The organism is Deferribacter desulfuricans SSM1, assembly GCF_000010985.1.
Taxonomy (GTDB): domain Bacteria; phylum Chrysiogenota; class Deferribacteres; order Deferribacterales; family Deferribacteraceae; genus Deferribacter; species Deferribacter desulfuricans.
In genome coordinates, this window is record NC_013939.1 from 550,913 (window position 1) to 573,604 (window position 22,692).

The 22,692-nt window shown below is 31.0% G+C and carries 21 protein-coding genes; 20 read left to right on the forward strand and 1 reads right to left on the reverse strand.

Annotation, left to right across the window (positions count from 1 at the left end; genetic code table 11):
- Positions 1–28 precede the first annotated feature (28 nt).
- From fliD to DEFDS_RS02900, 5 genes are read left to right on the forward strand one after another with little or no spacing between them, the layout of a single operon-like run.
- The gene (gene fliD, locus DEFDS_RS02880; protein WP_013007311.1) at positions 29–2,611 is read left to right on the forward strand and encodes a flagellar filament capping protein FliD; all 2,583 of its coding nucleotides are present in this window, start codon (positions 29–31) and stop codon (positions 2,609–2,611) included.
- A gap of 10 nt (positions 2,612–2,621) precedes the next feature.
- Positions 2,622–3,041 carry a flagellar export chaperone FliS gene (gene fliS / locus DEFDS_RS02885; protein ID WP_013007312.1) on the forward strand — a complete coding sequence of 140 codons (420 nt, stop codon included), beginning with the start codon at positions 2,622–2,624 and terminating at the stop codon, positions 3,039–3,041.
- Positions 3,042–3,043: 2 nt separating this feature from the next.
- Positions 3,044–3,352, forward strand: coding sequence for a hypothetical protein (locus tag DEFDS_RS02890; RefSeq protein ID WP_013007313.1), 309 nt, complete (start codon positions 3,044–3,046; stop codon positions 3,350–3,352).
- 59 nt (positions 3,353–3,411) lie between these two features.
- The gene (locus tag DEFDS_RS02895; RefSeq protein ID WP_013007314.1) at positions 3,412–3,714 is read left to right on the forward strand and encodes a hypothetical protein; all 303 of its coding nucleotides are present in this window, start codon (positions 3,412–3,414) and stop codon (positions 3,712–3,714) included.
- Positions 3,715–3,724: 10 nt separating this feature from the next.
- Complete coding sequence (locus tag DEFDS_RS02900; protein WP_041223582.1) at positions 3,725–4,399, forward strand: TIGR00730 family Rossman fold protein; 675 nt, start codon at positions 3,725–3,727, stop codon at positions 4,397–4,399.
- Positions 4,400–4,415: 16 nt separating this feature from the next.
- Here DEFDS_RS02900 and DEFDS_RS02905 read toward each other — a convergent pair whose 3' ends face one another.
- The gene (locus DEFDS_RS02905; RefSeq protein ID WP_041223583.1) at positions 4,416–6,632 is read right to left on the reverse strand and encodes a transporter substrate-binding domain-containing protein; all 2,217 of its coding nucleotides are present in this window, start codon (positions 6,630–6,632) and stop codon (positions 4,416–4,418) included.
- A gap of 215 nt (positions 6,633–6,847) precedes the next feature.
- On the opposite strand from DEFDS_RS02905, the gene mraZ reads away from it, so the two are divergent.
- From mraZ to ftsZ, 15 genes are read left to right on the forward strand one after another with little or no spacing between them, the layout of a single operon-like run.
- Entirely contained in the window at positions 6,848–7,312 is a 465-nt protein-coding gene (gene mraZ, locus DEFDS_RS02910; RefSeq protein WP_013007317.1) for a division/cell wall cluster transcriptional repressor MraZ, read from the forward strand.
- A gap of 1 nt (position 7,313) precedes the next feature.
- A complete protein-coding gene (gene rsmH, locus DEFDS_RS02915) occupies positions 7,314–8,234 on the forward strand; it encodes a 16S rRNA (cytosine(1402)-N(4))-methyltransferase RsmH (RefSeq protein ID WP_013007318.1) in 921 nt (306 codons plus the stop codon).
- The gene (locus tag DEFDS_RS02920; protein WP_013007319.1) at positions 8,231–8,527 is read left to right on the forward strand and encodes a hypothetical protein; all 297 of its coding nucleotides are present in this window, start codon (positions 8,231–8,233) and stop codon (positions 8,525–8,527) included. Before rsmH ends, DEFDS_RS02920 begins: the two co-directional genes overlap by 4 nt.
- Positions 8,517–10,193, forward strand: a complete 1,677-nt coding sequence (locus DEFDS_RS02925; protein WP_013007320.1) for a peptidoglycan D,D-transpeptidase FtsI family protein — start codon at positions 8,517–8,519, stop codon at positions 10,191–10,193. Before DEFDS_RS02920 ends, DEFDS_RS02925 begins: the two co-directional genes overlap by 11 nt.
- Entirely contained in the window at positions 10,171–11,613 is a 1,443-nt protein-coding gene (locus DEFDS_RS02930) for a UDP-N-acetylmuramoyl-L-alanyl-D-glutamate--2,6-diaminopimelate ligase (protein ID WP_013007321.1), read from the forward strand. Before DEFDS_RS02925 ends, DEFDS_RS02930 begins: the two co-directional genes overlap by 23 nt.
- Positions 11,610–12,971 (forward strand): UDP-N-acetylmuramoyl-tripeptide--D-alanyl-D-alanine ligase, encoded by a 1,362-nt coding sequence (murF, locus tag DEFDS_RS02935; RefSeq protein WP_013007322.1) that lies wholly within the window; start codon positions 11,610–11,612, stop codon positions 12,969–12,971. The genes DEFDS_RS02930 and murF overlap by 4 nt, the downstream gene beginning before the upstream one ends.
- Positions 12,961–14,046 carry a phospho-N-acetylmuramoyl-pentapeptide-transferase gene (mraY, locus tag DEFDS_RS02940; protein ID WP_013007323.1) on the forward strand — a complete coding sequence of 362 codons (1,086 nt, stop codon included), beginning with the start codon at positions 12,961–12,963 and terminating at the stop codon, positions 14,044–14,046. The genes murF and mraY overlap by 11 nt, the downstream gene beginning before the upstream one ends.
- Before the next feature lie 3 nt (positions 14,047–14,049).
- A complete protein-coding gene (gene murD / locus DEFDS_RS02945; RefSeq protein WP_013007324.1) occupies positions 14,050–15,291 on the forward strand; it encodes a UDP-N-acetylmuramoyl-L-alanine--D-glutamate ligase in 1,242 nt (413 codons plus the stop codon).
- Complete coding sequence (gene ftsW / locus DEFDS_RS02950) at positions 15,278–16,375, forward strand: putative lipid II flippase FtsW (RefSeq protein WP_013007325.1); 1,098 nt, start codon at positions 15,278–15,280, stop codon at positions 16,373–16,375. The genes murD and ftsW overlap by 14 nt, the downstream gene beginning before the upstream one ends.
- Positions 16,372–17,412, forward strand: a complete 1,041-nt coding sequence (murG, locus tag DEFDS_RS02955; protein ID WP_013007326.1) for an undecaprenyldiphospho-muramoylpentapeptide beta-N-acetylglucosaminyltransferase — start codon at positions 16,372–16,374, stop codon at positions 17,410–17,412. Before ftsW ends, murG begins: the two co-directional genes overlap by 4 nt.
- A gap of 1 nt (position 17,413) precedes the next feature.
- Positions 17,414–18,796, forward strand: a complete 1,383-nt coding sequence (gene murC, locus DEFDS_RS02960; protein WP_013007327.1) for a UDP-N-acetylmuramate--L-alanine ligase — start codon at positions 17,414–17,416, stop codon at positions 18,794–18,796.
- Positions 18,789–19,664, forward strand: a complete 876-nt coding sequence (locus DEFDS_RS02965; protein ID WP_013007328.1) for a D-alanine--D-alanine ligase — start codon at positions 18,789–18,791, stop codon at positions 19,662–19,664. Before murC ends, DEFDS_RS02965 begins: the two co-directional genes overlap by 8 nt.
- Positions 19,664–20,314 carry a cell division protein FtsQ/DivIB gene (locus tag DEFDS_RS02970; protein WP_013007329.1) on the forward strand — a complete coding sequence of 217 codons (651 nt, stop codon included), beginning with the start codon at positions 19,664–19,666 and terminating at the stop codon, positions 20,312–20,314. The genes DEFDS_RS02965 and DEFDS_RS02970 overlap by 1 nt, the downstream gene beginning before the upstream one ends.
- Positions 20,304–21,536, forward strand: a complete 1,233-nt coding sequence (gene ftsA, locus DEFDS_RS02975) for a cell division protein FtsA (RefSeq protein ID WP_013007330.1) — start codon at positions 20,304–20,306, stop codon at positions 21,534–21,536. The genes DEFDS_RS02970 and ftsA overlap by 11 nt, the downstream gene beginning before the upstream one ends.
- 21 nt (positions 21,537–21,557) lie before the next feature.
- Positions 21,558–22,688 (forward strand): cell division protein FtsZ, encoded by a 1,131-nt coding sequence (ftsZ, locus tag DEFDS_RS02980; protein ID WP_013007331.1) that lies wholly within the window; start codon positions 21,558–21,560, stop codon positions 22,686–22,688.
- The last annotated feature ends 4 nt before the right edge of the window (positions 22,689–22,692 follow it).

Genomic DNA, 22,692 nt, shown 5'->3' on the forward strand with positions numbered 1-22,692 from the left:
AATAAATCAAGACATGGAGGTTGGATCTATGGATGCGCTAAGGATTGGCGGCATAATGAGTGGTTTAGATACAAATAGCATCGTTGATACACTGGTGAAGCAGGCAAGAATCCCTATAGATAATTTACAAGCAAAATATGATTTAAAAACGTTGGAAAAAAATGTTTATCAGGATATCAGCACAGATTTGGTTAATTTAAAAACCGATTTATTATCATTAAAACTTCAAGCAACTTTTAAAAATATGACAGCTTCTTCATCCAATACTTCCATTTTATCAGCAACAGCTACAAGTGAAGCTTCTGTAGGTACTCATACAATAAAGATTAATTCAATTGCTCAAAATTCTTATTGGTTTAGTAATTTTACTCATGCAAAGCTTGTTGAAAGTGGTGCAGGTATTACCTCTATTTCAGGTAAGCCATCTGAACAGATAGAGGGGTTGCACAATATAGATATTTATCAAAATGGTTCTGTATATGTAGCTCATGATAAAATTGAATTGTTAAATCAGCCTTATGTCACAAAATATAATGGTTCTTCAATTGCTGATGCTGACGCAGAGGGCAACCTAACTGTAAATAAATCTGGGACAATATCTTTTGATTATAATGGTAATAGCGTAAATGTTTCAGTATCAGCTAATAGTGGTGATAGTTTAAATAGTGTAGCTAAAAGTATTCAAGATCAATTAAATAGTCAGATTAATAATTTAGAAAATACATCTGGAATCCAGTATGTGTCAGTTAAAGCTAATTATGATGGTTCAAACTGGTCTTTAGCAGTATATAAATTGAAAGCAGATGATAAAAGTTTTTCAATCTCTTCTGATGGAGCAGGTTTAGGTTTATCTTCTGTGACTAAAACTACAGCGAAATATATAGACAATTATATGGCTGCAAATGACTTGGGTTCTTTATTGACCAAGATAAATGACACTAATGGTGCTTTAATAGATGGAGTTACTTTAAGTGCTGATAGTGGTTTGGCTGTTGGTTCATTAAAAATAGTTCAAGATGCGACATTAAATACTAATTATGCAACAAAGACAAAAGTATTAGGAAATACAGTTAGCTCTGGCTCTGGCTTAGATACCTCAGTGGTTGGTTTACAAAATGCAGGTTTTTTAAATACAGTAGATTCAAGCATAAATGGAACTTTTACGATTAATGGGGTTCAAATTACAATTGATGATTATACCAGTATTTCTGTAAACGATTTACTTGCAAAGATAAATAGCTCTGGTGCTGGTGTGACTGCATATTATGACAGCTCTAATGATAGAATTGTTTTAGAGTCCAATGAGGAAGGCTCAAGTAATATATCTTTAGGTGATATATCTGATACTAGTAATGCTTTAACTGTATTAAGGTTATCTGTTGCAGAAGGTGCAACAATTTCTCAAGGCTCCACTAACGGAAATATAGACCCAACAGAAAAACTTAATAGTGCTGGCTTAAATGATACAGTAACTTCAGGGATAGTCACAGTAAATGGAGTTTCTATCTATGTAGATGCATTAAATGATAGCTTGAATGATGTGATTTATAAAATAAATAATTCTGGTGCTGGAGTAACTTTAAGTTATGATTCAACATCTGATAAGGTTTTTGTGAAGTCAAGGGATGTGGATAAAATAACCTTTGGATCAGTGAATGATACAAGTAATCTTTTGGAAGTGTTAAATCTTACTGATGACACGAATGTGGAAAAATCTATGGGGTATGAAGGTGAGTATGCTTCGGTAAATGTTGATGGTATTGATTATATTAGAAAAAGTAATAAAATAGATGATATAATACCTGGTGTAACATTAAATCTATTAAATGCATCCACTGAAACAGTTACTTTAAATGTTTCTGTTGATACTGAAAAGGCAGTAGATGCAGTGGCTACCTTTATCAGTCATTATAATGCTTTGGTGGAGAAACTTAATCCACCAGAGCTTGATGATGAAGATAAAAAATATTTAGATGCTTTAACAGATGATGAAAAATCCAAAATGAGCGAAGAGGAGGTGAAACAGTACGAAGAAAATTGGAAAAAATTTAATACTTACGAGATTATTAGAAAAAGCTCTGAATTGCGTAGTTTAAAGCAAAATTTGAGATCCAACCTCTTAAGCAATATTATAGGTTTAAATGGTAAATATGATTCATTGGTTGATATCGGTATTGATATTGCTGGTGATGGAAATATTGAAATTGAAAAGAAAGGGTATTTATTGGTGGATAGTTCAGATTTTGATACTATCAAAAAGAAACTTCAGGAAAATACTCAGTTTTTGGATGCGTTGAAAAACAATCCAGATGATGTGTATAAGCTTTTTGCGGCAAATGATGATAATGTGCAAGGGTGGGCAAGAAGGTACGAATCTATAATTAATCAATATGTTTCCACAAATGGGGTGATAGACTTAAAAATTAAACCTTTTGGAAGTATTGATAGAGAGTTGTACACACTTGCAAAACAGATTGATACTAAAGAAAGATATGTGGAATCTTATTTAAACAGGTTGTGGCAAAAGTTTTCTAATATGGAGCAAATAATTGCAAATTTGCAAGAGCAGGGTACTTATATAACCCAGCTTTTAGCAAAACAAGGGTCTTAAAGGGGGTGTTATGAAAAATCCTATTAAAACATATTTAAAAAATGAGATTGAAGGTGCTACAAAAGGGAAGCTGGTTTTACTTTTGTATGATGGTACTATAAAGTATATGAAGTTGGCTTGCAAGTATATCGATGAAAAAAATATTCCTGAAGCTCATATGAATATTGTAAAAGCAGAGAATATTATTTATGAGCTGATGTCTACTCTCAATATGGAAGAGGGTGGTGAAATAGCTGAAAATTTATTAAAACTTTATGATTTTATGGTTTATCAACTGATTATGGCAAATAAAGATAAGGATAAAAGTAAGATTGAGTCAGTTATAAAGTTGATGATGGTTTTGAGAGAAGGGTGGAAACAGATTGTAGAAAAAGAAGAAAAAGCTGATACTAGTGAGGTTGTTAAGAAAAAAATAAATATATCGGGTTAACTATGACCATTAATTTTGATGGTAACATAATTAATTTTAAACAGAAGATTCAAGAGTTAGGGCGAAAAAGGGGTTCTCCGGTTAATGAAAAGAGGGCTGAATCTACGACTACAAAAACTCAGATTGTGGATATTGTTAAAATAAAGAATGAAAACTGGTTGGCAGCTAATATTGATGTGAAGAGTGAGGAAGAAGCAAAAAGGGTAGTGGAAGATTTGCAGAATCTATTTGAAAAAGACAGTAAAAAAGCTTTACTTGCCCATGATAATGCAAATGCTGACAAGGTATTAAAGTTTTACCCTTTTGAATAAAAATTATTTAATACCCTATTTTTCCTTGATAATTACAAAAAAATCTATACAGTATTTTTATGCCAAAAAATAGCTTTTTAATAGTTGCAGAAAATCTTTTAAAATTTTTAGATGAACTTTTAGTTATGGAAATGAACGAAGATTTTTATTTAAAGATAGAGATGTATCAAAACTTTTTAAATCAGCTTTTACAAATTGTAAATAAGTTTGATAGTATGGATGAAGAATCTAAATCTATTCTAATGGAAATTAATGATAAAAATAACGCTTTATTGGAAAGATTGAAAAAAGCTCAAGCAGAAATAAAATCTGGGATTCAGAAAACTAATAAAAAAGAGAAATTAAAGAAATATTATAGTTAAAGGGTTGATAATGAAAAATGGTAATAATTTGAAAAGTAAACAGTATCTAATAGATGAAATAAAAGCTGGTGATACTTGGCGAATATTTAAGATATTATCAGAATTTGTGGAGGGGTTTGAGCATTTGTCAGGTGTTGAGCCTGCAGTAAGTATATTTGGCTCTGCAAGAGTAAAAGAGGGGCATAGAGATTATCGTAAAGCCAGGGAGCTTGGCAACTTGTTGGCAGATGAAGGTATTACAGTTATTACTGGTGGTGGACCAGGGATTATGGAAGCTGCAAATAGAGGTGCGGCTGAGGCTGGTGGAAGGTCAATCGGGATAAATATTGAACTCCCTTTTGAGCAGAAGCCAAACCCCTATGCAAATAAAGTAATTACTTTCAACTATTTCTTTGTTAGAAAGGTTATGTTGGTAAAATATGCGAGTGCTTTTGTTATTTTTCCTGGTGGCTTTGGCACTATGGATGAGTTTTTTGAAGCTTTGACGCTGATTCAAACAAGAAAAATATTACCTTTCCCTTTAATCCTGGTGGATAGCGAATATTGGGGCGGTTTAATAAGCTGGATTAAAAATACCATGTTGACCGAGGGGTTCATATCACCTGAGGATTTAAATTTAATTCAGATTAAAGATGATGTTAGAGATATTGTTGGTGTTATAAAATCGTTTTTGTCTATGTATTGATAAATAATTAAAAATTTTAATTTGATTTTTTATGGTTAATTGGGATTGTAATTTTAAATTTTGTGTATTTGCCTGGTTCTGAATCAACTTCAATTTTACCGTTTAATTCATCCACAAAAATTTTAACCGCATATAACCCTATCCCTGTTCCTTTCTCTTTTTTTGTGGTGAAAAATGGTTCGAAAATTTTGTCTTTAATCTCTTTTGGGATACCTTGTCCATTGTCTATTACTTCGATAATCAAGTTGTTGTTCTCAACAGATTTTTTCAAAACAACTTTTCCATCATTGCCCATTACAGCATCTTTGGCATTTAAAAGAAGATTTAATAATGTTTGGGTTAGTTTGTTATCATTTATTTCTAGAGTTACACCTTCTCCTTCTAAAATCATTTCAAATTTTATTTCACTACCAAGTAATTGTCTAAAAAACTCTTCTTTAGATCTTAAAAAATTATCTATAAAAACGACTTTTGTTTCATTCCCAATATTTGAAAGGTTTAATAAAGATTTTAGATAATTAGAAGATTCTTCAGTGATATTTAGGATTTTATCAAGAATATTTTTGTTTTTTTCATTTAATGAACTATCTAACTTAAGTAATGTAGTATAATTTACAATTACACTCAAAATATTATTTATATCGTGAACAACACTTGTTACAATGTTTGAAATGATTTCATCCCTTTGTATTTCTTGTATGATTTTTTGTTGTTTGATTTTTTCTGTATTGTCAATCAAGATTATCAGATAATATACTTTTTCTGCAGTTATTATTTTTTTAATATATAAATCGAAAATATAACCTTCTGCAACATCTCTTATATCATAAAATATAAACTCTTCTTCATTCATTTTTTTAAATTTGTTCAAATAATCAAGAATATTTTCATTTAAATTGCTTAAATAAATATTGGAATCGTTGATTTTAAAAATAATTTTTGATTTTTTGTTTATAAAAACCAGCTCGTTATCTATTAAGATTATTCCATTTGGTGAATTTTCGATTATTGCATAAAAGAGGTTTTCGTATAAAATTCTTGAGTTGATTGTATCAAGTAATTCTGTCAAATCTTGTCCAAAAAATACACATTGCGAATTACTACTATTTAACGGATAAATATCAAGTAGTAAGGTTTTTGTTTTATTGCTTTTAATAGTTGTTATAAAATTTTCAATTTTTGTTTTTTCGATCATACATTTTTCTCTAATTTTTTCATATTCATCAAAAATTTCTTTTAAGTGTTTTGGTTTTTCAATCCCTGTAATTAACTCGGCCCCTTTATTCCAGAAAATAATGTTTCCATTTTTATTTATTGTAAAAACTACAAATGAAGGGATGTTGATAACTGCGCTCAGAAAAGAGTTATAGTCTCTTAATCTTCTGTTCGACCTTAGTGATAAAAGAAATATTATTGTTAAAAATATTAATGAAACCGTAATAACTGTAAAAATAATTATGTAGGTTAAATAATCCTGGAGAGTAATCGGTTTGGTAATATAAAACCATTTGTTGACTAATTCGTTTAATTTGTTTGACTTTTTCAATTCCACTATATGTTGATTTAACATTTTTTGTAGTGCTGAATTTTTTTTAGGCAAAAGATATGCAATATCTGATTCTGCTAAAAAGAGTGGTCTCTTTTTGATTGATAATATCTTATATTTTCCTCTAAATTTTGTGTAAATGAGATTAAGAGAATTGTAATAGTCGTTTATAAGCCAATCTATATAGCCGTATTCCAATGCTTTGAAAGAATCAAGAGTACTATCAAAGATGTTTACATTTAGATCATTATATTTATCCATTTGTTCTACAATGTATTTATGGCCTGTTGCTTTTCTTTTTACACCTACTCTAAGTTTAAATAAGTCTTCAAATGAATAATTTTTATTGTAAGGAATAACAGCTACTAAACCTGAATGTAAATATGGGATAGTAAACAGCCCAAATTTTTTTCTCTCTTCTGTAACATAAATTGAACCCACTGCAATATCACATTTTTCATGCTTTACTGCGTCTAATAATCCAGGAAAAGTAGTTTGGATAAAATCGCAATCTAATTTATATTTAGTGCAAAATGAGCTGATAATATCATAATCAAAACCTCTTAACTCACCATACATATCTCTATAAATAAAAGGCTCATATTCCGCATAATATATTTTAATTTCATTACTGTGAGCCATTATTGTTGAAAGGAAAAATACAAATATAAAAACAAATTTCTTCATATCATCATTATAACATACAATTGGAAAAATAAAAACAAATTTCAATAAAAATTATCTTGTTATAACTTATTGTAGTTAAAAGCTAATTTCATTGTGAGATTTTTGTCTTAATTATTCAAAATTATTTTAAAGTTTTTTAAGTAAATTCCCTTGACACCTATGGCATGTATCATGTATTATTTGTTATGAAATGGAATAAAATGGAATAAAATGTTATGAAAATCACGAGTAGTTTTAAAGGGAAATCAGTTCATACTATAAATGAGTCTGGTAGAATCAGTATCCCTGCGAAATTTAGAGATGTATTGAAAACAAAGTATAATGAAGATTCACTTGTTTTAGTTAATCTTGGGAAATATTTAGCAGCCTATCCAGTAAAAGAGTGGGAAAAAGTTGAATCCAAATTTGAAGAAAATCCTCCAAAAAACAAACAGGCTGCAAAATTGATGAGAAAACTATTTTCCACAGCAGAAGATTGTAGTTTAGATAGATTGGGTAGGATACTTATTCCTCCCCATTTAAGAAATGGTGTTGGTCTAAATGGCGAATGCGTGATTGTCGGTATGATGAATAAAATTGAAATATGGCCTAAAGATGTTTGGGAGTCTGAAGTTGAAGATACGGATATGAGTACTCTCATGGAAGAGATTAACGATATCTACCCAGAAATAACTTTGTAAAATGCATAAGCCAGTTTTGTATAACGAGCTGATATCTTTTTTTAAGGGATTAAAAAATGGAGTGATAGTGGATTGTACTGGTGGTGGAGGAGGACATGCAGAAGGTATTTTAAAAGAGATTAAACCTGAGAGGTTGATTATTTTGGATAGAGATGAGGATGCTATCAAAAGATTAAATGAGAAATTTAAAGGTATGGAGAATGTTGAGATTTATAAAAGTAATTTTTCTGAGATAGATAGTGTTTTGCAAAGTTTAAAAATAGAGAAAGTAAATGGCTTGTATGCAGATTTTGGAGTTTCAAACTTTCATCTTTTGGACTCGAAAAGAGGGTTTTCTTTTAGAAGGAATGGTCCCTTGGACATGAGGATGGATAAAAGTTTATATCTTACAGCAGAAAAAGTTGTAAATGAATATTCTGCTGAGACTTTAAAGAATATTTTTAGAAAATTTGGGGAAGAGCGGTTTGCATCAAAGATTGCAGATGCTATTGTCAAAACAAGGAAAAGTAAAAGGATTACAACAACACTTGAACTTGCAGAAATAGTTAAAAACGCTATTCCAGAGAGATTTCATAAACCGGGTGTTCATCCTGCAACAAAAGTTTTTATGGCGTTGAGAATATTTATAAATAATGAACTGGAAAGTATCGAATCTTTGTTAAAAAAACTCCCTACAATTGTTGATAAAGGGGGAATTGTTGCTTTTATATCCTTTCATTCCCTTGAAGATCGTCTTGTAAAAGAGTATCTACAATATTATGAAAAGAGTTGTATTTGCCCACCTGACTATCCTGTGTGTAATTGTGATAAAGAGAAACAGTTTAAGATTTTAACAAAAAAACCAATTACCCCAACAGAAAAAGAGATAACTGAAAACCCTTTGAGCAGAAGTGCAAAAATGAGGGTAGGGGTAAGGGTATGAGTAAGATTATTGCCTTAACACTTAAAAGTGTTGAAACTATTATCCTAAAAAAGATTTTATTGGTTGTATTGATTATTGCTATTGTTTTTTCCATTGTTGTTGTGAAAGTAAAAAGTTTAGAGCTGGGTTATGAGATAGAAGATTTAAAAAAGGTTACATTTTCTAAGCAGATAGAATTGGAGAAGTTTGAGAAAAAATTAGCATATTTGAAAAGCACAGAAAGATTGCTTGAAAAATCTAAGCAATTTGGTCTTGCTATACCTGATCCTAAAAGGGTTTATTATGTTAAGTGAAAGAGGTAAAATAGGATTTGTAACATTTATTGTTTTAGTCATGTTTACCGTAGTAATAGGCAGGTTGGCCTATCTTCAACTTTATAAGCATGAATACTATGCAAAACTATCTAAAAAACAGTCAATAGAGGAAGTTAGAATAAGATCAGATAGAGCAAAAATTTTTGATAGAAATGGTGTTGTGATTGCCAAAGATATTAAAAAGGCTTCTGTGTTTATTTATGGCTTAAATAAAAGTGAAGAAAAATATTTGAAAAGAAAGTTGAGAAGATTTGGTATTTACAAAAAGGATATTGCTCCTGGATTTCACTGGCTCAAAAGGAACGTAGATGTAGAAGAGGCCGAAAAGTTAAAGAGATTGTCTGATAGCATCGATTATTTTGTAAATAGTAAGCGATTTTACCCCTATTTAAATACTTTTTCGCAAATTTTAGGTTTCACAGGTGTAGATAATCAAGGGTTGTATGGTGTTGAAGGTGTATATGAAAGAAAATTGACTGGAGAAGAAATTTTGTATTCAGTTTTGAAAGATAGCAGAGGGCAATTGATTACCCATCAAGATAGTATGCCAAATATTATAAATAATAATAAACTAGTATTAACAGTTGATTCAGGATTGCAAAAAATAGCGGAGTCAATATTAATCGAAGATTTTGAAAAATTTAAGGCTTCTAAAGCGATTGTAGCTATTATGGATGTAAAAAGTGGAGATATACTCGTATCAGTTTCTAAACCAGATTTTGATCCGAATAGATTTAGAAGTTACGACAAACAGAGATGGAAAAACCCAGTTACACATTTTACATTTGAGCCGGGTTCAATTTTTAAACCGGTTACTTTTGCTTATCTACTTTCAAGCAAAAAATTAAATTTAGATAAAAGTATAAATTGTGAAAATGGTGCTTATCTGGTTCATGGCCATATATTTAATGATGTTCATAAATACAAGAAACTGAAATTGTCAGAGGTCCTTATTCATTCAAGCAATATTGGCACTGTAAAACTTATAGATTCTGCTAAATCTAACGATTTTTATAGATTTATTAAAAAAGCAGGATTTGGACAGCCTACAGGAATTTTAGGAAGTTCTGAGGAAACCGGTTTGTTGAGAGACCCAAGACATTGGTCAAAATTGTCAAAATATTCCCTTTCCATAGGGCAAGAATTGTATGTGACACCAATACAGATGCTAAGATTTTATGCTATGATAGCCAATGATGGTAAGATAATAACACCTTCTTATATTAAATCAATTAGTTATCAAAATAAATTAATTGTTCCTGAAAAGAAGGAAATACAGGTGTTAGATAAAGATGTAGCTAAGACATTGCAGTATTTACTGAGAAAAGTGGTGACTGATGGGACAGGTCAAAATGCAGATTCGGATTTTGTTTCAATTGCTGGCAAAACAGGGACTGCTCAAAAGTTTGATTTTAAAATTGGAAGATATTCAAGCAGAAATTACATAGCCAGTTTCGCAGGATTTTTCCCAGCTGAAAACCCACAATATGCTATGATTGTTATTTATGATAGCCCAAGATCAAGTATTTATGGAGGTTCCACTGCTGCAGTGACGTTCAGAAAGATAGCAGAACAGATGATGATCTATTTAAAAAAAGGGTTACAAATATATAGGGTGAGTGATGAAAGTAAAAGATCTGCTTAAAGGGGTAGAGTATTTTTGTAAAGATAAAAGTTTATTAGAATATGAAGTTGCAGATATTTCTTTTGATAATCGTGATATCAAAGAAAATTCTATCTTTGTTGCATACAAAGGTGTTTCGTATGATACACATAATGATATAAATAAACTTATTAACGATTCGAGAATTAAAGTTTTAGTTACAGAAAAAGAGTTTGATTTCCCAACTATTGTTGTTAAAAATGGCAGGAGAGCCCTTTCTATAATTAGCAAAAACTTTTTTATAAAAAATTATGAACCAAACTATATTGGTGTTACAGGGACAAACGGGAAAACTACAACCGCATATTTAATAAATCATATTGTAGAGTTTACAGGGTATAAGACAGCAAGATTTGGCACAATAAACTACAAAATTGATAAAGAACTATATCCTTCTACAACTACAACACCATCAACTTATGAGTTTTATAAAATGCTTGGTGTAGCAGAAAAAGCAAATTGTGAATTTGTAGTGATGGAAGTATCATCTCATGCACTCGATCAGGATAGAGTTTATGGAATAAATTTTAATTATGCAATATACACAAATTTAAGTGGTGACCATTTAGATTATCACAAAGATTTAGATGATTATTTCAATTCAAAAAGTAAACTTTTTACAGAATATTTAAATGGATGCGGTATTGTAAATATTGATGATGAGTATGGTAAGAAATTACTTTATTTAATAAAAGATAATGAAATTTTGACTTATTCATTCAACAACAATAAAGCCAATTGCTTTGTAGAGCACTTTGATATGAACTTAGATAAAACTGATATCGTATTGAATCTATTAGGAGAAAAAATTCACTTTGAAACAAGTCTTGTTGGAAAACACAATATTTATAATTTAATGGCGGCGATATTGACAGCACATCATCTTGGTATTGATCATGATAGGATAACAAGAGCTATTAAGACGTTTAGTAATGTACCTGGTAGATTGGAAAAACTTATTTATAATAATATTTATATTTTTATTGATTATGCACATACAGATGATGCTTTAGAGAATGTGTTGTCGAGTTTAAGACCTTTTAGAAAAAGAAGAATAATCACACTTTTTGGTTGTGGCGGAGATAGAGATAAAAGTAAACGACCTAGAATGGCAAAAGTAGCTGAAAAATATTCTGATTTAGTAATGGTAACCAGTGATAATCCAAGAAATGAGGATCCTGAAAAGATTATCGATGGTATATTGAAAGGTTTTGGTGATAAATCAAAAGTGGTCGTTGAACCTGATAGAAGAGAAGCTATCAAGCTTGCATTAAAAGAAGCTGAGCCTGAAGATATTGTGCTTATTGCTGGAAAAGGGCATGAGGATTATCAGCTAATTAAAGGTGTTAAGTATCATTTTGATGATAAAGAAGAAGTGATAAATTTTTTTGAGGGAAAATGAAGACACTAAATATTAAAGAGGCTTTTAAAAATTTGATTGATTATATTTCGCCAACAATAGTTGAATATAATAATGTTGTAATAAATAGCAAAGAGGTAAAAAAAGGTGATATTTTTTTAGCTCTAAAAGGTACTAATGTAGATGGAAACTCATTTTTTAAAGAGGCTTATGAGCGAGGTGCTATCTTAACTGTTTTCGATAACCCTTATTTTTATAATAAAGCATCAATAAATAAAGTGCTGGTTGAAGATAGTTTTAATGCAATAAAATCGTTTGGTATTTGGAAACTTAAGAATAACTTTGCGAAAAGAGTAGCAATAACAGGAAGTGTTGGCAAAACAACAACTAAAAAGCTTTTATATGAGATTTTTTCAAAGCAATACCAATCTTATATGAGCTACAAAAACTATAATAATGAGCTTGGGATTGCAATATCTTGTGCAAATATTCCTGATGAAGTGGATTATGCATTTTTTGAAATAGGGACAAACAGTAAAGGTGAAATAAAAAAATATACAGATTATATCAGACCAGAGGTTGCTGTAATAACAAAAATAGCTTCCTCCCATATTGGTAGATTTGGAGATTTAAATGAGATAGCAGCGGAAAAATTTAGTATAGCAGAGACTGATTCAGTAAAAGAATTGTGGTTAAACGAAAATGATACAGTTTATTTGAAAGATGAAATTGTAAAAAACAAAAAGATTTTCACAGTTGGATTTAGTGAAAAGGCTGATTTTAGAATTATTGATATAAAGAGCTTAGATGGAGGGTATGAGTTTTATGTAAAATTCAATAGAGATAAATTTAAATTTCAGATTAATCATTTTTACTATCATTTTATTTTAAACGCATCGATGGCTGCAGGAGTAGCGTTAAGAGAAGGGATAGAGTATGATTATATTTATCAAGCTATTAAAGAGTTTTTGCCTGAGGAGAAAAGAGGGGTAGTTTATAATTATGAAAATATTGCCATTATCGATGATACATACAATGCAAGCATTGATTCTATAACAGCGGCGTTAAAGAGTTTGGATAAATATAAGTGTTTTAATAAGGACAAAATTGCAATAATTGGAGAAATTGCTGAAATAGAAGGTTTTGAGGATGAAATTTATGAAAAGCTAATAGAATTTGCTAAAAAGTTATCCGGTGTTACTGTTATTTTTTGTGGTGATTATTTTGATAAATACGAAGATTTTGAAAATATTAAGTTTTTCAACAATAAGCAAAAGCTCTATAAATATTTAAATAACATCAACTCTGGTTGTTTCTTGGTTAAAGCTTCAAGAAGTAAAAAGTTTGAAGAAATTGTAGATTATTTGATTACCAAAGGTAGAGGTAAATATGCTGTATAATTTGTTGTATCCATTAAGTGAGCATTTTATACTGTTTAATGTTTTTAAGTACATAACGTTTCGTACAATTTATGCAATAATTACCTCTTTTATAATAGCCATTGTATTTGGACCAAAAATTATTAAACAATTGAAGACACTGCAGATTTCCCAAAAAACTAAAGGGTATGAGCCTGAAAGGCATAAGGAGAAAGAAGGCACACCCACCATGGGAGGATTATTGATAATATTAAGCTGTGTTGTGTCAACGTTGTTGTGGGCAGATCTTAGGAATTATTACGTATGGATTGTGTTGTATGTCTTTATTTGCACTGCAGCAATAGGCCTTTTTGATGACTATATAAAAACTATTAAGAAAAACCCAGAGGGGTTATCCCCTAAGAGCAAATTTTTAGCTCAGGTAGTAGTTGCAGTAACAACTACAATTCTGATTATTTGGGTAGATAAGTCAAATATTGCTACAAAGCTATATTTCCCATTTTTTAAGCATTTAATAATAGACTTATCATATTTTTATATTTTGTTTGCAGTATTCATAATTGTGGGTACTTCTAATGCTGTAAATCTAACAGATGGTTTGGATGGGTTGGCAATTATGCCAACTGTAATTTCATTTGGTACCTTTATACTTTTTACATATTTGGCTGGACATATTAAGTTTTCAAATTACTTGCATATCCCTTATGTAGCTGGATCAGGTGAGCTAGCTATTTTTTGTGGGAGTATGGTTGGTGCTGGACTTGGATTTTTATGGTTTAATGCATTTCCTGCGTCTGTTTTTATGGGTGATGTTGGAAGCTTATCAATAGGCTCTGCTCTTGGTACAGTGGCAATTATTGTAAAGCAGGAAATCGTGTTAGCTATTGTTGGTGGTGTATTTGTAATTGAAACGTTGTCTGTCATTCTGCAAGTAGGTTTTTTTAAGGCTACAAAAGGTAAAAGATTATTTAGAATGGCACCTATTCATCATCATTATGAACTTAAAGGGTGGTCTGAACCTAAGATTATAGTGAGATTTTGGATTGTTTCATTTTTGTTGGCTTTGCTTGCATTAAGTACATTAAAACTAAGGTGATAAATGAGAGCAGCGATAGTAGGTTATGGTTTAAGCGGTAAAAGTGCTGAGAAAATACTGAGAGAAATTTTAAAAGTTGATAATATAGCTATATTTGATGATAAACAAGATGGTTTTAAGCCAACTGCTGATTTTGATGATGAAAATTTTGATTTGGTTGTTGTAAGTCCAGGATTAAATATAGAAAAACTAAATGTCAATAATAAATCTAAAGTTATAAGTGAATATGAACTTGTATTTAATTTGGTTAAAGACAAAACATTTATAGGAATTACAGGTAGCAATGGTAAATCGACTACCACATTTCTAACATCACAGATTTTAAACAAAATTGGGCTCAAAAGTGTTGCTTGTGGAAATATAGGATATCCACTTGGCTATGCAATATTTGATGATTTTGATTATTTTGTTGTGGAATTTTCAAGTTTTCAAATTGATTTGATGAGAAAAGGGGAATTTTTAGATGCAGGAGTAATAATAAATATTACACCTGACCATTTAGATAGGTATAAAACATTTGAAAATTATCTCAAATCAAAAGTAAGGTTGTCTGAGCTTTTAAAAGATGATGGATTCTTCGTAGTTGGTAAAGATATAACAAGCTATATTGCAAATTATGATTTATGCATTGATACTGATTTTAATGATTATCCAAAATTAAAAGGTGATGTCCTATATTTTGAAAATTTTTATATAAATGTTAATCATTTCCCTTTAGTTGGAAAACATAATCTGGTGAATCTCAGCTTTGCATTAGAAATTGTAAATAATTTTTATGAGCTAAAAGGGGATGTTACCCACTTAATTGAAGATTTAAAGGGTTTACCTCATAGATGTGAAATTGTTAGAGAAATTGATGGTATTTTATTTGTAAATGATTCTAAAGGGACAAATGTTGATTCCACTAAAACAGCACTAAAAGGGCTGGATGGTAAAATAATTTTATTGCTTGGTGGCTTGGACAAAGATGGTGACTTTAGTGAATTAAACGATGACATTAAAAAGAAATGTAAGGCTGTGGTTTGCTTTGGTAGAGATGCAAAAAATATTTATGATCAGATAGATTTTGAGAAAAAAATATTGGTTAATAAGCTTAAAGAAGCCTTTGATACAAGTACTGAACTAGCAAAAAGTGGCGATATTGTTTTACTTTCTCCAGGTTGTGCAAGTTTTGATGAGTTTAACAACTTTGAAGAAAGAGGTGAATATTTTAAAAAGTTGGTGGATGAATATGCCAGCAAATAGATTAAACAGAGAATACGACGAAAGGATATATGTTTTTGTGTTAACAATCATTTTGATAATTATAGGTTGCCTTTATATTTATAATGTTGGTTCAATTCAGGCTCAAAGGTGGGATAAACCAGATTATTATTATTTAGTTAGACAGTTTATAGCAGTTTTACTTGGTATGGTTTTGATGATTTTAGCATATAATATCCCTATAAATTTTTATAGAAAAGTAGTCCCAGTTTTGTATTTTGTTACTTTGTTTTTACTTATGTCTGTATTCTTTTTTAGTGCAGTAAATGGTTCTCATAGATGGATAAAACTGCCTTTTATAAATTTCCAACCAAGTGAATTGGCTAAATTTGTTTCAATAGTTTATCTTGCACATTACTTAGATAAAAAATCTGATAAAATCTCAGACTTTTTTAAGGGATTTTTACCAGCAATGATTTTGCTGGGTATATTATCTGCTTTAATCTTGGTTGAGCCTGATTATGGTACATCTTTTCTAATAATGGCAATTTCTATTATACTGATGTTTATCGGTGGTGCTAGTATAAAACATATCTTAGGAATTGTAGCTTTTTCAGTACCACCAGCAATAGTATTGTTATTTAGTGGTTATCACAGAGAAAGGTTGTTAAGCTTTCTTGACCCTTGGAGCTATTATCATGGACCTGGATATCAGTTGATTCAATCTTTAATAGCGATTGGTAGTGGTGGATTTTTTGGAAAAGGTTTTGGTAATAGTAGCCAGAAACTTTACTTTTTACCCGAAGCTCATACAGATTTTATCTTTTCAATAATCTCTGAAGAACTTGGATTTTTGGGTAGTCTAATATTGCTCTTTATAATTTTGATGTTGTTTTTAGAAATAAAAAGGGTTGCTGATAGTGAAAGTGATAAATTTAAAAGATTGCTCTGTTTTGGGATTGGATTGATGTTTATGTTGCAGGCACTTATACATCTTTTTGTGTCTACTGGCTTATTTCCAACAAAAGGGATTGCATTGCCGTTTATAAGTTATGGAGGATCTTCTGTTATGATGTCACTTTTTATGATTGGAATTGTGCTAAGGTGTAAAAAGGAGCAGCTATGAAAGTAGTTATTGCTGGTGGTGGTACAGGCGGGCATCTGTTTCCAGGTATATCGTTGGCGAATGTCCTGACTGATAAAGGTGTAGAATTCCTTTTTATGGTTTCAAATAGAGGTATAGATAGATCAATTTTGAGTAAATTTGGATATAAGTTTTATGAGCAAAACATTTATGCTTTTAAAGGAAAAAACATTACATGGAAAATTAAAACATTATTATCAATAATTAAAGAGAGTATTAAAGTCTTTAAAGAAATAGATAAAAGAGATATTGTTATTCTGTTAGGTGGATTTGCATCAGTGCCTACTGGTATTGTTTCTATATTGAAAAGAAATCCTTTGTATATTCATGAACAAAATTCTGTAATGGGTATAGCAAATAGGTTTTTTAGTAAGTTTGCAAAAAAAGTATTTTTAAGTTTTGAGAAGACTAAATTTGCTCCTAAAAATGCTATAGTTGTGGGTAATCCCATTAGAAAAGAGTTTTATGAAATTGAAGCAAAAGAGAATTTTGAAAAACATCTTTTGATTGTTGGTGGTAGTCAAGGAAGCAGAATCATTAATAAATTTGTCTCAGAAATAGCAAAAGACTTATTGAATAAAGGGTATTCTATTTATCACCAAACTGGAGAAAAACTCTACAATGAGACTGTCAATTTTTATAAAGAAAACGGAGTTGATCAAGGTGATAATATAAAGATAGAACCTTTTATAGATAATATGGTGGATGCGTATAAATGGTCTGATATTGTTATTAGTAGAGCAGGAGCTGGGGCAGTTTTTGAATTGATGTATTCAAAAAGAATTGGGATTTTTATCCCTTTAAAAATTGCAGCGGATAACCATCAATTTTACAATGCCTTACATGCAAAGGAAAAGGGTGTTGCGGAGATTATTACCGAGGACGATTTGTCTAAAGAATCAATGATTAAAACTATTGATAAAATAGAAAAAGACTACTCAACATACAGAGAAAACTTACTCTCTATAAAAAGGTTAAAGAGTGCTGAAATTATATGTGAGGAGATCTTAAGTGCATAAGATGTTTGGTAAAGTCAACAAGATTCATTTCATAGGTATTGGCGGCATAGGGATGAGTGGTATAGCCGAGGTTTTGCATAATCTTGGCTTTGAAATTTCAGGATCAGATATATCTATGAATAAAAATGTTAAAAGATTAAAGAATTTAGGCGTAAAGGTATTTATTGGGCATAACCCTGAGAATGTGAAAGATGTTGATGTGGTAGTATATTCATCTGCAATAAAAGAAGATAATCCAGAATTAATTTCAGCTAAAGATCGTCATATCCCTGTAATAAAACGTGGTGAGATGCTTGCAGAATTAACAAGGTTAAAAAGGTCTATTACGGTTTCAGGTAGTCACGGTAAAACTACCACAACATCGATGATTGCGCATATTTTCATAGAAGCAAAATTAGATCCAACGATAGTAATTGGTGGAAGATTAAATAGTTCTGGACAAAATGCTGTATTAGGAAAAGGGGATTACTTTATCTGTGAAAGTGATGAAAGTGATAGATCATTTTTACTTTTGTATCCTACAATTAATGTAGTTACAAATATAGATTTGGAACATCTGGATGTATATCAAGATTTAGAGGATATAAAATCAGCATTTATAGAATATTGTAATAAGATTCCGTTTTATGGTCTTAATCTCCTCTGTATAGAAAATCAGAATGTGACTGATATTATACCAAGTATCGAAAAGAGATTTCAAACCTATGGATTTAAGAAATCTGCTGATATAAGAGCTGATAATATTATTCAAGATGGTTATATTTCTACTTTTGATGTTTACTATTTTAGTGAGAAGTTAGGAAGAATTCACTTAAATACTCCTGGTATTCATAATGTTTTAAATTCATTGGGTGCCATTGGAGTTGCTATAGAATGTGGTATAACCTTTGACGTAATAAAAGAGGCTCTTAAGAATTTTCAAGGTGTTGAAAGAAGATTATCCATAAGATACAAAGATGAAAGACGTGTTGTCATTGATGATTATGGACATCATCCTACCGAAATAAAAGCAACTTTGCAAAGTGTTCGTTCTCTATATCCAGACTATAAAATTGTTACAATATTTCAACCTCATAGATACACAAGAACCAAAGCTTTGCTTAATGAATTTGCATCATCATTTTATGATACAGATATTCTCATTGTTACAGATATTTATGCAGCCAGTGAAGCACCAATAGAAGGTGTAAGTTCAGACATTTTAGTGGAAAAAATAAAAATGCAAGGTTTAAAGGATGTATATTACATTGCTGATTTCGATAAAATTTTTGATTTAGAAATATTTAATGATGAAAAGGTTGTTTTTATTACTCTTGGAGCAGGGAATATAACAGAATTATCTTACAAAATTGCAGATTATTTCAGGAGTAAAGAGAATGTATAGAAAAATTGCTGTTTTGTGTGGTGGGTTATCAAGTGAGAGAGAGGTTTCATTAAAAACTGGAGAAGCAGTGAAACAGGCTCTTGATAATTTGGGGTATGATGCTTTTTTAATCGATGTTGATAATAATGTTGATAAAAAAATTAGGGAAACACAACCCGATTATTGTTTTATCGCTTTGCATGGTAAATATGGTGAGGATGGATCAATTCAAGGTTTGCTTGAAGTTTTGGGTATTCCATATAATGGTGCAGGTGTAGCTGCAAGTGCTATTGCCTATGATAAACATTTAACAAAAGTCTTAGTTCAGTCGGTTGGGATTAAAACGCCAGATTATTATCTTTGTGAAAATGATAAAGATATAAGATTTTTACCAGCTGTTGTAAAGCCTGCTAGAGAAGGCTCCACAATAGGAATTTCAATTGTTAAAAGTAAAGATGAATTTTCAAAAGCATTCAGTGAGGCAAAAAAATATGATTCTAGAGTTTTAATTGAAAGGTTTATAGAAGGGAAAGAGCTTACAGTAGGAATTATAAATAACGAAGTTCTTCCCACTATTTATATAAAGCCTATAAAGGGTTTCTATGATTACGAATCAAAATATACCAAAGGGATGACTGAATACATTTTTGAAACTGGGCTTAATGTAGATGAAACAGATAAATTAAACAATATTTCATTAAAAGTAGCTGATTTGATTGGTTGTTCGTCATTGTGCCGTATAGATTATATATATGATGGAAAAGAGTTTTTCCTGTTGGAAGTGAATACTATACCAGGTATGACTGAAACAAGTTTATTACCAAAGGCAGCTAAAAAAGCGGGTTATGATTTTGAGAAGCTGATAGATAAAATTATAAAAGGGGATTAATGAAAAAGTTAGTTAAGCTGATATTTTTTACAATTTTAGTTGTAATATTAGTTATAGGAGTAAATAAATTTACAAATAGTAGTTTCTTCAAAGTTCGTAAAATTGAAGTTATTGGAGCAATTAACAGTAATACAAAGGTCGTTAAAAAAGAACTTAAGAGATTATTAGATAAAAATATTTTTGATATTGAAGATGTTCAATTTGTTGAGTCAGATCCTTGGGTTACCAAATGTTTAATAACCAAAAGATACCCTTCAACTATCGTTGTTAAAATATATGAAAAGAAAGCTATCTTTAAATTCTCAAAAAATGGAAAATGTTATTTCTACCTTTCAGATGGTTCAAATTTAAGAACTAATTGTGATAATAACAGGGTAAAAGTTATTGGTAATGTAGATAATATTTATTTTGATGAATTCGCTAATATATTTTCTAAAGTTGATAAAAATTACAAGTATTTACTTTATCCATCTTATTTTGTCGTTGAATACAATGGGAAACCAGTTAAGGGGTTTTATGAAGATAATGTTTTTGTAGCTAACTTCAATTATCTACAAAAGATATTGGATAAGGGTTACAAAGATTTTGATTATGCAGATATACGTTTGAGAAATAGAATTTACATTAGCGGGGTGAAACGTGAAAGCTGAAAATATAGTTGTTGGGCTTGATATTGGAACTACTAAGATTTGTGTTGTTGTTGGACAAAAAAATGAAAATGGAAGTGTCGATATAATAGGAGTAGGTACAGCTCCAAGTACAGGTTTGAGGAAAGGGGTAGTAATCAATATTGATGCTACGGTGGAGTCTATAAAACAAGCTGTAAAAGAAGCAGAAAAGATGTGTGGTTTGCAGATAAGAAATGCAACAGTTGGTATTGCTGGTGGCCATATCAAAAGTTTTAACTCGAGAGGGATAATTGCTGTAAAAAATAGGGAAGTTACGAAAAAGGATGTGGAAAGGGTTATTGAGTCTGCTTCTGCAGTGGATATCCCTATTGGTAGTGAAGTTTTACATGTTATTCCTCAACAGTTTATATTGGATGGGCAGTCTGAAATAAAGGATCCAATAGGGATGAGTGGTGTTAGGTTGGAAGTTGATGTGCATATTGTGACAGGTGCTGTTACCAGTGCACAAAATATTATGAAGAGCTGTGAAAGAGCTGGTATTTCTGTAAACGACATAGTGTTAGAGCAACTTGCTTCTAGTGAAGCAGTTTTAAGTGATGATGAAAAAGAGATTGGAGTTTGTTTAATTGATGGTGGTGGCGGTACAACGGATATGGTTGTATTTAAAAAGGGTGCGATTCATCATACCGCGGTATTGCAGTTGGGTGGGAACAATTTTACAAGAGATCTTTCAATAGGTTTGAATACGCCAGAATCTGAAGCTGAAAGGATAAAAAAACTTCATGGGTGTGTTTGGTTGGATAAAATAATGGACGATGATTATGTGGAAGTTCCTTCTGTTGGCGGAAGACCACCTCGCAAAATATCTCGAGCTGTTTTAACTCAGATATTGCAAGCTAGAGCAGAAGAAATTTTTCAAATGTTTTTAGGGGAATTACAAAAGAATGATTTAGTGGAAATGATTGGTGGTGGAGTAGTTTTAACAGGTGGGATTTCAAATTTTGAAGGTATAGAAGAATTAGCATCTACAATTTTTGAAATGCCAGTTAGAGTTGGTAAACCTCAAAATATAGGTGGGTTAGTTGATATAGTTGATGATCCAATATACGCAACTGGTGTAGGGTTGGCTATTTATTCAGCAAAAAATGATTTTAAAGGGGAGAAAATATCTAAAGGGAATGATGAAAGAGTTTTTAATAAAGTTTTAGAAAGAATGAAAAATTGGTTTTCAGAGTTTTTTTAAAAAAAATATGGGGGTGAGCTTATGTTTGAATTTGAAGAAATCAAAAGTGGAGCAGTTATCAAGGTAATTGGTGTAGGTGGTGCAGGTGGTAATGCAATCAACAATATGATAAGAGCAGGGATTGAAGGTGTGGAATTCATTGCGGCTAATACTGATGAGCAAGTTTTGAGGAATAATCTTGCACCTGTTAAGATTCAGCTTGGGACTAAGCTTACGCGAGGTCTTGGTGCAGGCGGGAATCCTGAAATAGGTAGAAAAGCTGCTGTGGAGGATGCAGAAGCAATTGAAGAAGCGCTGCGTGGTGCTGATATGGTTTTTATAACTGCTGGTATGGGTGGTGGTACAGGTACCGGAGCTGCACCAGTTATTGCAAGTATTGCAAAAGATTTAGGAGCTTTAACTGTTGCAGTTGTATCAAAACCTTTTTACTGGGAAGGGCGCAAAAGGAATGAATATGCTGAGCAGGGGATTAAATTTTTAAAGGATCATGTTGATACTTATATTGTTGTTCCAAATGATAGACTACTTGATGTTATTGATAAAAATACTCCTTTTGTAGAGGCTTTTAGAATAGCAGATGATGTTTTAAGGCAAGGGGTTCAAGGGATTTCAGATACTATAAATAGTAGTGGCTATATAAATGTAGATTTTGCTGATGTAAAATCTATTATGAGTTCAAAAGGGATGGCTTTAATGGGTATTGGTGAAGCAAGTGGTGAAAATAGGGATGTTGAAGCAGCTAGAAGAGCTTTAAACAGTCCTTTACTTGCTGATGCAAATATTAAAGGAGCTGAGGGTATATTAATCAATATTACTGGTGGTGCTGATATTACAATGTTTGAAGTGCAAAATATTGCTCAACTTGTCTATGAAACTGCTGGTGAAACGTCCAATATCTTTAAAGGGGTTGTAATAGATCCTGAGCTAGAAGGGAAATGTAGAGTTACAGTTGTAGCTACTGGGCTTGGAAAAGTTCGCGAGGAAAAAACCGTTAATATTGATGAATATATCAAAAAGGGTAGTCAAGAAGTTACTAATATTATGAAAAGAGTTAAAACTATAAAAAGCATGGATAAAAGTTTAAGAAGTATTGGTGATTTTGATGAAGAGGAGTTGGAAATACCAACTTATTTAAGAAAGCAGGCAGATTAAAATT

Coding starts and splice junctions, on each gene's coding strand:
- DEFDS_RS02890 (WP_013007313.1), top strand. CDS start 3,044: ATGACCATTAATTTTGATGGTAACATAATTAATTTTAAACAGAAGATT.
- ftsZ (WP_013007331.1), top strand. CDS start 21,558: ATGTTTGAATTTGAAGAAATCAAAAGTGGAGCAGTTATCAAGGTAATT.
- murC (WP_013007327.1), top strand. CDS start 17,414: ATGTTTGGTAAAGTCAACAAGATTCATTTCATAGGTATTGGCGGCATA.
- fliS (WP_013007312.1), top strand. CDS start 2,622: ATGAAAAATCCTATTAAAACATATTTAAAAAATGAGATTGAAGGTGCT.
- DEFDS_RS02930 (WP_013007321.1), top strand. CDS start 10,171: ATGAAAGTAAAAGATCTGCTTAAAGGGGTAGAGTATTTTTGTAAAGAT.
- murD (WP_013007324.1), top strand. CDS start 14,050: ATGAGAGCAGCGATAGTAGGTTATGGTTTAAGCGGTAAAAGTGCTGAG.
- fliD (WP_013007311.1), top strand. CDS start 29: ATGGATGCGCTAAGGATTGGCGGCATAATGAGTGGTTTAGATACAAAT.
- DEFDS_RS02895 (WP_013007314.1), top strand. CDS start 3,412: ATGCCAAAAAATAGCTTTTTAATAGTTGCAGAAAATCTTTTAAAATTT.
- DEFDS_RS02925 (WP_013007320.1), top strand. CDS start 8,517: ATGTTAAGTGAAAGAGGTAAAATAGGATTTGTAACATTTATTGTTTTA.
- murF (WP_013007322.1), top strand. CDS start 11,610: ATGAAGACACTAAATATTAAAGAGGCTTTTAAAAATTTGATTGATTAT.
- ftsW (WP_013007325.1), top strand. CDS start 15,278: ATGCCAGCAAATAGATTAAACAGAGAATACGACGAAAGGATATATGTT.
- mraZ (WP_013007317.1), top strand. CDS start 6,848: ATGAAAATCACGAGTAGTTTTAAAGGGAAATCAGTTCATACTATAAAT.
- murG (WP_013007326.1), top strand. CDS start 16,372: ATGAAAGTAGTTATTGCTGGTGGTGGTACAGGCGGGCATCTGTTTCCA.
- DEFDS_RS02965 (WP_013007328.1), top strand. CDS start 18,789: ATGTATAGAAAAATTGCTGTTTTGTGTGGTGGGTTATCAAGTGAGAGA.
- DEFDS_RS02920 (WP_013007319.1), top strand. CDS start 8,231: ATGAGTAAGATTATTGCCTTAACACTTAAAAGTGTTGAAACTATTATC.
- DEFDS_RS02905 (WP_041223583.1), bottom strand. CDS start 6,632: ATGAAGAAATTTGTTTTTATATTTGTATTTTTCCTTTCAACAATAATG.
- DEFDS_RS02970 (WP_013007329.1), top strand. CDS start 19,664: ATGAAAAAGTTAGTTAAGCTGATATTTTTTACAATTTTAGTTGTAATA.
- mraY (WP_013007323.1), top strand. CDS start 12,961: ATGCTGTATAATTTGTTGTATCCATTAAGTGAGCATTTTATACTGTTT.
- DEFDS_RS02900 (WP_041223582.1), top strand. CDS start 3,725: ATGAAAAATGGTAATAATTTGAAAAGTAAACAGTATCTAATAGATGAA.
- rsmH (WP_013007318.1), top strand. CDS start 7,314: ATGCATAAGCCAGTTTTGTATAACGAGCTGATATCTTTTTTTAAGGGA.